Source organism: Alteromonas alvinellae (assembly GCF_902705805.1).
Genome location: NZ_CACSIH010000231.1, coordinates 5,700 through 6,116 on the forward strand (window position 1 = coordinate 5,700; position 417 = coordinate 6,116).

The window sequence follows — 417 nt, forward strand, 5'->3', positions numbered from 1 at the left end:
GATTCCGGCAGTCGGCACCATCAATCTGGAGGGGTACCCAAGCGGTCAACGGGAGCAGACTGTAAATCTGCCGGCTCAGCCTTCGCAGGTTCGAATCCTGCCCCCTCCACCACTTTCTCTATGAGGTGGCCAGAGAATTAGGATTGCGGGCATCGTATAATGGCTATTACCTCAGCCTTCCAAGCTGATGATGCGGGTTCGATTCCCGCTGCCCGCTCCAAATCAGTGCTGATATAGCTCAGTTGGTAGAGCGCACCCTTGGTAAGGGTGAGGTCGGCAGTTCAAATCTGCCTATCAGCACCAGTTTATTTCTCCCCAGCTCATGTAAAATTTCTAAATTTTTTAATGTAACTTTGCTGGGATAATAGAAATGGCAAAAGAAAAGTTTGAACGTACGAAACCCCACGTAAACGTGGG

At 49.6% G+C, this 417-nt stretch carries 4 tRNA genes (1 of these 4 cut by a window edge); all 4 read left to right on the plus strand.

Going from position 1 to position 417, the window contains the following annotated elements:
* Window positions 1-20, plus strand: a tRNA-Thr gene (locus tag ACX5KA_RS18270); it begins 56 nt to the left of the window's first position.
* A gap of 7 nt (window positions 21-27) precedes the next feature.
* Window positions 28-112: transfer RNA gene (locus tag ACX5KA_RS18275), tRNA-Tyr, on the plus strand.
* Between the two features lie 33 nt (window positions 113-145).
* Window positions 146-220 (plus strand) — tRNA-Gly (locus tag ACX5KA_RS18280).
* A 7-nt stretch (window positions 221-227) separates the two neighbouring features.
* Window positions 228-303, plus strand: a tRNA-Thr gene (locus ACX5KA_RS18285).
* Window positions 304-417: the final 114 nt, after the last annotated feature.